Source organism: Gilliamella sp. Imp1-1, from assembly GCF_001690415.1.
GTDB classification, from domain to species: domain Bacteria; phylum Pseudomonadota; class Gammaproteobacteria; order Enterobacterales; family Orbaceae; genus Gilliamella; species Gilliamella bombi.
The window spans coordinates 1-9,169 of record NZ_LZHK01000017.1; the positions used below are offsets into that span (position 1 = coordinate 1).

Here is a 9,169-nt window from a genome sequence, read left to right on the forward strand (position 1 = left end):
TAGGATTAATTACTCTCTAGGTCTTTTAGCTGGAAGAAATCTTTTTTATCAACTAATTCTCTTTGTAATAGTGCTATAAAACTTATACTCCACTAAACGGTTATCATCTTGTAAATGTTGTTCAATGGTTCATGTTTACATTAGGATTCATCATTTCAGCCCTTACAGTCATAATAATAGAAAAATTAAAACACAATATTAAAATAAATAGTCTATTTTTCATGTACAGTTGAACTTACTAATTGATTCAAAAGTTGCTCTTGTAGATAGTGTAGCACGTAGTCTAAACTAAAAAAGTTATTACACTCTGTATTAATCGCTTTGATATATCCAATTTTATTCCTTGATTTGACACTATCAAGCTAACTTATTCACATAGTGCTTTATTTACACTTTTATATTTTTTTACACTAAAATCTGTTGAAGTTCGCATTGTATACTGTATATTTATCCATATTCTTTTTTTACCACGATAACTAAAAAACAGTGGTGATGTTCTTTCGTTTAGTTTTTAGGAGTATTTTCTTGTACAAATTCAGTTGTATTGTGCTTGGCTGTGTTGACACATCTATTATTAATCAACTACCGTTGGTGGATATACCAGTTAGAGCTGGTTTCCCTTCGCCTGCTGATGATTATTTAGAAGCGAAACTCGATTTAACTGAGCATTTAGTCAAACACCCAAGTGCGACCTATTATATCAAGGCAATGGGTGATTCAATGGTGGATTATGGTGTTTTTAGTGGAGATTTATTAATTGTTGATCGCTCTTTAGAGCCAGTAGTCGGTGATGTGGTCATTGCAGCCATTGATGGAGAGTTAACCTGTAAATGCCTTGGCGTAATTAATGGTCAATATCATTTATTAGCTGGTAATGCGCTTTATCCACCGATCTCATTAGCTGGTAAAGAAGTGCATATTTGGGGAGTAGTGATTCATACGATCCACTCTCTCAGAGGTCGTGGCTATTTGTGATTGGGTTAGTGGATTGTAATAATTTTTACGCATCTTGTGAGCGAGTATTTAATCCTAAGCTTGAAGGACAACCGATTGGTATTTTATCCAATAATGACGGCTGTGTTATTGCGAGATCGAATGAGTTGAAACCACTTGTTCCGATGGGTATGCCTGCTTATCAAATTTCCCCGAGTGTTCGTAAAAAAATCACCTTGTTGAGTTCTAATTATGAGCTATACGGTGATATGAGTCAGTGTGTTTTTAATACAGTGCGTGATTATACAGCAGATGTAGAACTGTATTCGATTGATGAAGCCTTTATTTCCTTAACAGGGTTCTCAGATGTTATTTCGCACTGTCAAACAATAAGAACCAAAGTCAAACGTGATACAGGTATCCCCGTCAGTATCGGTATTGCGTCAACACGAACTTTAGCCAAAATAGCCAATTATGTTGCTAAAAAACAACCCACTTACCAAGGAGTTTGTTATTTACCGAATAATAAACCTTTATTGAGTCGAGTCTTGCAGCAGTTTCCTGTGGGTAAAGTGTGGGGTGTTGGAAGGCGTATTTCAGAGAAACTACAATCATTAGGCATCCAGACTGCATGGGATTTGCGGCAAGCAAACACTAAACAAATTAGACAGCAATTTACCGTGATGCTTGAACGGACGGTGTTAGAGCTACTAGGTACGCCTTGTATCGAATTGGATGATTTATCTATTCCTAAACAGAATATAATGACTTCACGTAGCTTTGGACAGTTAACTGGTGAGCTATTTGATGTGCAAGAAGCGATTCGCGTTCATGCTAGTCGAGGAGCTGAAAAGCTCAGAAAGCAAAGTTCTGTGACTAGTGCCGTACAGGTATTTTTAAAAACTAATCGATTTCGTGAGGATATCGTGCAATATCATCCTTCTATCGTGGTTCCACTGCATTCGCCTACAGATGATTCACGGCTCATTATTCAAGCCGCACAAAAGGGATTGCAGGCTATTTATAAACAAGGTTTTTTGTTTATGAAGGCCGGCGTGGTGTTACTTGACTTACAGGTTAAGCACACCAATACGCAGTATGAGTTATTTGAAACGTTCAATAATATAGAGCAAAAGCAAAAAAGTGATAAGTTGATGCAAGCACTGGATGCCATCAACCAGAAGATGGGTAAACATACGGTGCAATTAGGTAGCGTAAGAAAGCAAGCCCCTTGGCAGATTAAACGTGAATTACTGACTCCGCGTTATACTACTCGGTGGGAAGAGTTGTTAATCGTTAAATGATTATTTTTTAGTTTGATTTAGTAAAACTATGATATTATCGATATAAATGCTTAAATTTAAGTCATCAAAGCAAACACAATTATTCTTATCTCGATTTGGCAATATCTATGATCATTTCAATTGTGTAAGGTGCTTGTGCTTAGCTAAACCCTTTCGAGTTTTAGTCACATGTCAATTTGCCAAATGGTCTCTATTACCCGAGTTTCACCCAAAATTATAAATAAAAAATTAGTTATCAAATTTAAACTCATATTAGAAAGTTAATTTGACAGTACCTTTGGAATTTATATACACAATTAACCACCTCTTGAATTTTTTTAACAACGTAGACGTAATGTACTAACAATTGATGATATTGCAGCAATCACACAAGCAATAGAAAAAATATATACACCAAATTCTGCGTTGGTACTCTCCATTAATCCATTTAATAGCGCAATTACCATAGCTACCAATGCAGCACCGATTGACTGCCCAGTCGTTCTGGCTGTAGATAATACTCCAGACGCTGTGACTGTTCGATTTTTTGAAACATTGCTAAACATTTCCTTATTATTTGGCGGGAGAAAAAAACCATAACCAACGCCACAAATGACCACTCGCCACAAGAAATCACTCACTGTTGCTGCTTCCGATAACAAAGCTAATGAACCTAAACCTATACAAAAAAACATCACGCCAATAGTAGATATATGGGTAGGATTAAAACGGTTTGACAGTCTTCCTGCAATAGGTGCACAACAAGCTACAGCTAGTGGCCACGCTGAAAAGATAAAAGCAGACTCTAGCACAGAATAGTTATAAGTATGTTGTAAAACAAAGGGTAAGCTTACCAACGCAATTCCTTGAGCAACAAACATAGATAGGGAAGAGATCACCGCAAAAGTGTATCGGCGTGAACAAAATATATCAAGCGGTAATAAAGGATGCTTTGAACGAGTCTGGACAGCAATAAATAGGATAAATAAGATCGTTGAAACCACTGCGCAAAATATCAACGAATGATTTTTCCAGCTACCAATTTGATCAACTGTAATCACCATCAAGCCTAATGCTCCTGCCGAGCTAATTGCTCCTGCTAAATCAAAGCCTTTTTCATTTTCATTATCTTTCCCTAATGAGATAAACGAAAAGATTATAGCAAACCCTCCAAATGGAATGTTGATATAAAAAAGCCATGGCCAAGATAAATAAGAAATAATAATTCCTCCTAATGCTGGGCCGACAGCCGTACCCACCGCAAATACCATCGCATTTAACCCAAATATTGTCCCCAACTTATAAGGTGGAAATATAACTCTGTACAGCCCCAACCCAACGCTAATCATTACAGCGTAACTAATTCCTTGTAGTATCCGCATAGTGACCAGAGCACCAAAGGTTGGAGAAAGGCTACAACCTAAGGAAGAGAGCGTAAATAAAATCATACCTGCTGTATAAAAACGCTTTTCACCAATCCTCGAACCAAGCGATGCACAAATTAGCATCGTGGCTGCGCTAGCAACCTGATAGCCGTTGATAATCCAGATACTAGATGCAGAATCAATTTGTAACGTACAAGCAATGGAGGGTAATGCAATATTAACAATGGAACCATCTAATGCTGACATTAGCACCCCTATCAAAATGGCCGCAGCTGCAAAATAGCGCCTTGGTACATCAAAACCTTGCTCAAGAATACTGCTATTACTTACCAACGACATATTTACAGGTCCTTTATTATAATGAAATTATGCGCAAAAAATTTTTGTCTCTAAACTTTTGCTTTCTAGAAAGGTCATCATTCCAAGAATCAATACTTCTTCTAGCCTAGCTATTACTGGATTACGAGGAGCTTTCCATTCCTGCTTGCTACCGTTGATACGAATACTTCTGAGAAAACAGTAAGCGGTGAGGACATAAAATCGATTGTGCATACTTTCACTAATCAGCGGAAGCATACCCGTAATCCCTTCTAAGGTCTTAACCATAGAGATCTATCTATAATGGGAATGCCCTGACTGTTTTTGCTGAATTGCACACTATTCATCAATCTCAAAAAATCGGCATCAGAAGAGGCAGCTATCGCACACTCTATCGAATCTAACAAACAAAAATGTGCCATGCGGATCGCATCATTATCAGAAGTTGTTTGCTCGTAGGCATAATCAATCAGATCATTCATTACTCTATCAAACTTAGTGTGCACCATATTTTATCCTATTTACGAGTAGAAAGTTTCAATAATTAGCTGTAATTAACACTAGATAACGTATCAAAGTCTATTCGGTTTATCATGCAACTATTTGATTGTGTCACTATTACGTTATAGAATAGACAAACGATATTAATGCTAAAATCATAATTCTCAGAATAATAAAAAACCAGTGAATAAAATCGTGATGTACATCGAAAAGATTGATACCCATAATAATATTATGTTGAGACAAGCTCATGGAATAGAGTTGTTAGATATGAAGGTTTATTTTTAGCCTAGTACTATCTTTGCTGCGACTATCCTACAAAAGCCCTCTTCTGATAACTAAAAATATTGTTGACATATTTATTCAACACTTAGAAGGAGAGTTAAAATGAAGCTAGATGAACTTCTGGCGTTCGTAACAGTCGTAGACACAGGGAATATAACCCAAGCCGCAGAACGCCTAAATCGAGTGCAGTCTAGTATTTCTCATCGAATACGAAGTCTAGAAGAAAAGCTAGATGTTACATTATTAGATAGGAAAATCGAAGGATGTCTACCTACTACACAGGGTAAGATACTTTATGAATACGCACTTAAAATGCTGAACCTAGCGAATGACTGTAAAAACAACATTTCCTACTCCAAAGATGGTCAGTTGACCATAAGAATTGGAATAATTGAGTGTTTACCCCCCTATATAATTACTGCTTTGATTGATTTTGGTGAAGAGTTGGGTTGGAACATCGATATTTCAATAGGAAACACGATCAGTTTGCTCAACGCTTTTGATAAAAACGAATTTGATGCAGTCATCATTGGAGCAGGCTTTTCTAACAAACGGCATACATGTTTCACATTACTCTCCAGCGAATTAGTGATTGTCACAGAAAAAAATCATTTACCAATCACAAATATATCTAGTCTAGACGGGGAAGTTTTTTTGTTAAGTAGTAAAAAATGTGCCACATCAACTCGCAATTTCAGTGTACTGTTTAATGAAGGTAACATTACGCCTAAACGAGTAATTGAATGTGGTTCTTATCCTGTTTTGTTTTCAAACATAGCCGCTGGCAAAGGGGTCTCGCTGGTCTTACGTTGCTCAATCAGTAATGAAATTAAGAACAAAATAAAAATTCATCAGTTAGCTAGAGAGTTTAATGATTTCAAAATTGAGCTTATCTACCGTGTTGATTGTCCCTATTTGGATACTGATAAATTCATTGATATGATGATATCAATATTCCAAGATCCTCGGTTGCACGATATCGGTTATTAACTGACCTGTACGCATGATGCTAGCTCAGACTATGCTATTGAAATATTTTAACACGCAAACTGTTTCACATTGCTCAGATATTAAAGGAATGGGAGAGTATCTTATTGACACAATCCCTTTCTCTCACAATACTATTATCCAAATTCAGAATATAAAATTTATTCCGTTTTCAAGAAGGTGTATGTATATTGACAACGGTTCTTTCTCGAAACTTTGCCAAAATTATTTTCATCAGAGAGACTTCAAAGTATTTCCTTTAAGCGTTTGATATCCGAAGTTTCCATTCCGCCGTATTTTTCTCGTCATTTATAGAAAGTTGAATTACCCATGCCATATTTACGGCACAGCTCTTTAACGGGAATATCAGCTTCAGCTTCTTTTAAAATAGCTACGATTTGATGTTCAGTCATTTTTTTCATCATTAAATCCCCCTTTACTTTTATCATAGAGAATTTTTTAATGTACTATTTTATGGGATAGTTACAATTGATAGCTTACAAAATTATTAAATATGATTTGAAAAAACATTAGTTAATTAATCAGTAAGTACAATTTCATATCCTCTTTTAAGCTTTTGAATATAACCAAAACCTTCACATCCAAAATGAATCCCACCAACAAGAATGTGTTCAGAACTCACCATATCAAGGATGCGAATACGGGTTTCCGCTGCCAATTTAGGATCATAATCGAAAGCAATTGAGACATTCGGTTTTAAAAGTTGGATATGTGGAAAGTGGACGATATCACCCCAAATCAATAAACTACTATTTTTTCCCTCGACTTTATAACCAGTATGTCCTGGTGTATGCCCTTTTAATGGTAATGCATGTATACCAGTAAGTACTTCACCTTCATTAACTAATCGCAGATTTTCTTGATACTGTTTGAAAACACTGCGAGCAAAAATAAAATTACCTTTGACACGATCGCTGGAAGAAAAAAACTTTTTGTCATCTTTTAGATAATCATACTCATCTTGACTAATTACTAATTCTGCATTTGGAAATACAGCCTCTCCGTAGGAGTTGATCAAGCCACCTATATGATCGGGATGAGCATGTGTGAGTAATACGGCATCAATATCATTTGGTTTCACCCCAAGTTTAGCCAAATTATTTACTATCCTTCCTCCCCATCCTTTAAAACTACCTGCGCCACTATCAATTAAGATATTTTTACCTTTGCGTTGAACTAAAAAGGCATTAATGTGCACTGAATTAGGTTCATCTTGGCAGGCGTTTTGTTGAATGAAATAACACTCTGTCTCACTAATATTCGCCAGCATTCCAAAATCAACTTTTAAGTAGCCATCACTAACAGCAGTTACTAGTACCTCTCCGAGGTCCTTCATTGCCAATTTATCATTCATACAGTTACCTTTTAGTTTTTTGCGAAAATATTATTGGAATCATAAAGAAAGCAACGAATTCTCGCAATTACGCCGAACTTTTCTTTAATTAATAAATCAACCTGACGTGAGAATTCATTCATGACTGACTCACTACGAAAAACTTCTTGTCTAAGTTTAGCCTCAAAGTATACAGATTCCCCATAACCTACATCCGCAATTAGATAAGCTATATGGATATTATTATCTTTAGCTTTCAAAATCTCTTTGGTAAGTTTGGTCAAAGAAGTAGAAAAATCAGCAAAATCACAAGTTTCTAGGTGATGATCTGATGTTGTATAAATAGTAATACTGGGCATTGAATAACTTTTCCTATATGTAAGTATTTTAGTAATTGTGTGACTGTATTATCCTTGATATTAATAAACGCATGCTATTAATAACATCTAGATACCATTCCGAATTCGGCATCACCACTCCGTAGTTGATCAACATATCCAACCTGACTACCCGATAACGCTCGGTTAATAGCGGCATTTGCAAATCCCATAGGTGCAAATCTGTTCCCAGAAAGTGTAGAAGAATCAGCGTTGTTGCATTTTCAGGACCCTGTACATCATCGATATGCTGAGTTAATTTCAGTGGTCTAATAAACATTTATACCTTCATATAATTATTTTTACTTATATCATGTGGTTCCATATTGTTAATATTATTAGAATAATTTCTTTTCTTACGCTAATGGATAATTTCGATATCCGCATCGAAATGGTTGATGACCGAAAAGAATTCATTAATTACAGTGGTACTGTCAAATTAATTTCTTCTGACTTTTTTAATAAACAGTTTAGCCGTTTTACTCTCTCTTTTTCTTGTATTAACAAATCAGAAGCAGATAATGTAAGATACTCTAACTGTGTTAATATTACTGTTGTGCGCTTGAATCTATTGAGGGATGGAAGCATGATACATTACCCTCACAAGGGAAAGAGACGGGTGTCGCCGCCAAACAGGACTATTTCATTTGTATTTTTTTACAAAAAACCACGAAAAAACTAGCCAACTATTTTTTAAACGGCTATACTTTTACCGTTATAGGAAAACAAGCTTATTAAATAAGCAAATAATTATAAAAAATCCAAATAAAACAAAATGTTACTTGACAGGTAGACAATAATGCATTATCATTTCTGGCACAAGGCACAAGGCACAAGCACTGGCAAACCTACGATTTAAATTTATTAAATAATCCTATTCGCCGAGTTTTTGCACGAAACTCATTTATATTTTCCAAATTATCTCTCAAATTATCTCGAAAACTCTTGTTGGTGTTGGGCGTGTTATTATTGCCATATTCATGGAGTTTAGAAGCATTAACTAGTAAAAATGGTCGCGTAAAAAATCATCGTAGTGATGCCATAATATTACCGTCGTTCGAAAACCCGTGTCTAAAATATGGTACAGACGGAGATGCAGGTTCAGTTGATTTATGGATATGGATATCGAATCCTGATTATTTTGAGCCAAGTGCGCCATTGGTTTGTTATGCTCAACCTAATTTATCAAACGATTCCAGTAATAATACTGAATATAAAGATTTAGATGGTCCTGATTGGGTAAAAGGAAAAGGATTTGTACCACAAGATATAAACAATCCACAACGTAATTTCCCATCGACAGGAACAAATAATGTTTATTTTTATTTATTATTAGCAAACGTAACGCCCGAAGAGATTATCTCAGCTAATGGCGCTAGAGTATTCCCGGAATCAGGGAGTGGAGTTAGTTTAGCTTTATCATCTGCAATAACACCAGGTTGGGGAAAAGGCTCACGAGATGTAGCTTTAAAGATAGTACTAAAAGGACCAGTAAACAGTAGTGCTAATAAAAACTTTAGCCCTTCTACATTTAAGCTTTATTCAGATAGAGCCAAAAGTAACGTCTTGTATAGCTTTAAAATTGAAAGATGGTATATAGCCCAAGGGGCTAATATTAATGCATCTGTGCAAGATGCAAAAAATTACTGTAACCGAATTGGATACCGAGTGCCGAGTGTTGCAGATTATACTAATGCAAATAATGATGATATTTGGACAGGAGGTATTCCTGGAAGAAATATCAAT

Annotated in this window: 10 protein-coding genes and 1 pseudogene; 4 read left to right on the forward strand and 7 right to left on the reverse strand. The window is 35.7% G+C overall.

The genetic code is table 11. The features are described 5' to 3' along the window. Positions 1-525 precede the first annotated feature (525 nt). On the forward strand, positions 526-975 hold the full coding sequence (locus tag A9G38_RS02040; protein ID WP_202961587.1) for a LexA family protein: 450 nt from the start codon (positions 526-528) through the stop codon (positions 973-975). After that, positions 972-2,237 carry a Y-family DNA polymerase gene (locus A9G38_RS02045; RefSeq protein ID WP_034915235.1) on the forward strand — a complete coding sequence of 422 codons (1,266 nt, stop codon included), beginning with the start codon at positions 972-974 and terminating at the stop codon, positions 2,235-2,237. The genes A9G38_RS02040 and A9G38_RS02045 overlap by 4 nt, the downstream gene beginning before the upstream one ends. A gap of 317 nt (positions 2,238-2,554) precedes the next feature. On the opposite strand, the gene A9G38_RS02050 is transcribed toward A9G38_RS02045, so the two are convergent. From A9G38_RS02050 to A9G38_RS12155, 3 genes are read right to left on the reverse strand one after another with little or no spacing between them, the layout of a single operon-like run. Beyond that, entirely contained in the window at positions 2,555-3,940 is a 1,386-nt protein-coding gene (locus tag A9G38_RS02050; RefSeq protein ID WP_034915231.1) for an MFS transporter, read from the reverse strand. Between the two features lie 27 nt (positions 3,941-3,967). Further along, on the reverse strand, positions 3,968-4,207 hold the full coding sequence (locus tag A9G38_RS02055) for a hypothetical protein (protein WP_034915228.1): 240 nt from the start codon (positions 4,205-4,207) through the stop codon (positions 3,968-3,970). Continuing rightward, positions 4,192-4,428 (reverse strand): hypothetical protein, encoded by a 237-nt coding sequence (locus A9G38_RS12155; RefSeq protein WP_034915226.1) that lies wholly within the window; start codon positions 4,426-4,428, stop codon positions 4,192-4,194. Before A9G38_RS12155 ends, A9G38_RS02055 begins: the two co-directional genes overlap by 16 nt. Positions 4,429-4,807: 379 nt before the next feature. Between A9G38_RS12155 and A9G38_RS02065 the strand changes: the two genes are divergently transcribed. Continuing rightward, entirely contained in the window at positions 4,808-5,695 is an 888-nt protein-coding gene (locus A9G38_RS02065; RefSeq protein ID WP_034915225.1) for a LysR family transcriptional regulator, read from the forward strand. Positions 5,696-5,997: 302 nt separating this feature from the next. On the opposite strand, the gene A9G38_RS12635 is transcribed toward A9G38_RS02065, so the two are convergent. The 4 genes and pseudogenes from A9G38_RS12635 to A9G38_RS12705 form a co-directional block, all read right to left on the reverse strand. Then, positions 5,998-6,117 (reverse strand): transposase, encoded by a 120-nt coding sequence (locus A9G38_RS12635; RefSeq protein ID WP_141671687.1) that lies wholly within the window; start codon positions 6,115-6,117, stop codon positions 5,998-6,000. Positions 6,118-6,230: 113 nt separating this feature from the next. Further along, the gene (locus A9G38_RS02070; protein ID WP_034915222.1) at positions 6,231-7,067 is read right to left on the reverse strand and encodes an MBL fold metallo-hydrolase; all 837 of its coding nucleotides are present in this window, start codon (positions 7,065-7,067) and stop codon (positions 6,231-6,233) included. 11 nt (positions 7,068-7,078) lie between these two features. Further along, positions 7,079-7,405: a hypothetical protein gene (locus A9G38_RS02075; RefSeq protein ID WP_034915218.1), complete on the reverse strand. Its 327-nt coding sequence runs from the start codon at positions 7,403-7,405 to the stop codon at positions 7,079-7,081. Between the two features lie 133 nt (positions 7,406-7,538). Next, positions 7,539-7,703, reverse strand: a pseudogene (locus A9G38_RS12705) (alpha/beta fold hydrolase); the annotation flags it as partial. 680 nt (positions 7,704-8,383) lie between these two features. Here A9G38_RS12705 and A9G38_RS02085 point away from each other — a divergent pair. Continuing rightward, the coding region (locus A9G38_RS02085) for a hypothetical protein (protein ID WP_141671688.1) at positions 8,384-9,169 on the forward strand (786 nt) is incomplete at its 3' end.

Coding starts and splice junctions, on each gene's coding strand:
- A9G38_RS02070 (WP_034915222.1), bottom strand. CDS start 7,067: ATGAATGATAAATTGGCAATGAAGGACCTCGGAGAGGTACTAGTAACT.
- A9G38_RS02055 (WP_034915228.1), bottom strand. CDS start 4,207: ATGGTTAAGACCTTAGAAGGGATTACGGGTATGCTTCCGCTGATTAGT.
- A9G38_RS02050 (WP_034915231.1), bottom strand. CDS start 3,940: ATGTCGTTGGTAAGTAATAGCAGTATTCTTGAGCAAGGTTTTGATGTA.
- A9G38_RS12635 (WP_141671687.1), bottom strand. CDS start 6,117: ATGATGAAAAAAATGACTGAACATCAAATCGTAGCTATTTTAAAAGAA.
- A9G38_RS02065 (WP_034915225.1), top strand. CDS start 4,808: ATGAAGCTAGATGAACTTCTGGCGTTCGTAACAGTCGTAGACACAGGG.
- A9G38_RS12155 (WP_034915226.1), bottom strand. CDS start 4,428: ATGGTGCACACTAAGTTTGATAGAGTAATGAATGATCTGATTGATTAT.
- A9G38_RS02075 (WP_034915218.1), bottom strand. CDS start 7,405: ATGCCCAGTATTACTATTTATACAACATCAGATCATCACCTAGAAACT.